Source organism: Kitasatospora sp. NPDC018058 (assembly GCF_044327205.1).
Lineage (GTDB): Bacteria > Actinomycetota > Actinomycetes > Streptomycetales > Streptomycetaceae > Kitasatospora.
Genome location: NZ_JBIRFA010000151.1, coordinates 1 through 1158, shown reverse-complemented (window position 1 = coordinate 1158; position 1158 = coordinate 1). Strand labels below are relative to the sequence as shown.

Sequence of the window (1158 nt, the reverse complement as noted above, 5' to 3'; positions counted from 1 at the left end):
CCGGAGTTCCGCAGCAGAGGTAGCGGCATAGTCGGTGAAAACGTGGCTTGAGCTGCGGAAACGCGGCATGGCCCGGTGACGGGGCGTGTCACTAGGCTGCGGTGAAGGTGCTGGTCAGGAGGGTGTGGTCACTGCGAGGACCTTCTTGGGCGGTTCGACCTGCAGGGCGGCGAACAGGTCCTGGTGGGGCTTGGTGAGCTGGGTGCTCTGGCGGAAGGAGCCGGCCGGGCCGGTGAGGGTGACGGCGTGGACGCGCTGAAGCTGTTCGCGGATGCGGTTCCAGGTGGTGCCGGTGCGGGTTTCGGCGACGCGGATCAGCAGCAGCGCCAGCCAGCACAGCAGGACGTGGGCGCGGATGCGGTCCTCGCGGCGGTGGTAGACCGGGCGGAGGTCGAGCAGTTGCTTCATGTCCCTCCAGCCTCGTTCCACCTCGAGGAGTTGCTTGTATCCCAGAGCGATGTCCTCGGCGCTCAGGTTGGGGTCGGAGGACCGCAGCAGGTACTTGCCGTCCAGGTTCTCCTCGGCGGCGATCTTCTTCTTGTCGATCCGCAGCAGCCCGCCGGGGGTGGTCCGCAGGAACCGCTTCAGGCCTGGCTTGGTGGACAACTGCCCCGCCAGATGGGCCCGTTCGTTCCGGCTCAGCTTGTCGGTGCCGTCGATTGCCTGCTCCAGCTGTTCGACGAGCTTGGCGCGGATGGCGGCGTCGCGCTGGGCCTGCTCGGGGTTGAAGCAGATCACGAACCGGTCGTCGGAGTCGATGTTGACCTCCTTGACCTGCATGTTGTCGCGGACGGTCGCGTAGCGGCCGGGCCTGGACAGGGCGGACTTGACCTCGGGAGAGCCGGAGCGGAGTTTCTCGCCGATGATGTAGCCGCCGCCTCCTTGCATAAGGGCTCGGCGGTTGGCGGCGGAGGTGAAGCCGCGGTCGGCGACCCATACGACGCGAGAGAGCGACCACTCGCGCACGTCGCGCTTGACCTGGCGGATCAGGTCGGAATCGGCGGTCGCTCCAGGCCATGACCAGACGCGGACCGGGATGCCGTCACGGGTGACGGCCATGCCGACGACGACCTGGGGCAGGTCGTCGCGGGAGTCCTTGGACTTGCCGTGGGCGCGGAATCCCCGGTGGTGGGCGGCCAGTCGGGGGTCGCTGTCTTC

1 protein-coding gene is annotated in these 1158 nt (G+C 67.9%); it reads right to left on the bottom strand.

Annotated elements, in window-relative coordinates; translation table 11 throughout:
• Window positions 1-114: 114 nt before the first annotated feature.
• On the bottom strand, window positions 115-1158 hold a 1044-nt coding region (locus ACH4E7_RS45665), incomplete at its 5' end, for a transposase (RefSeq protein WP_396255136.1).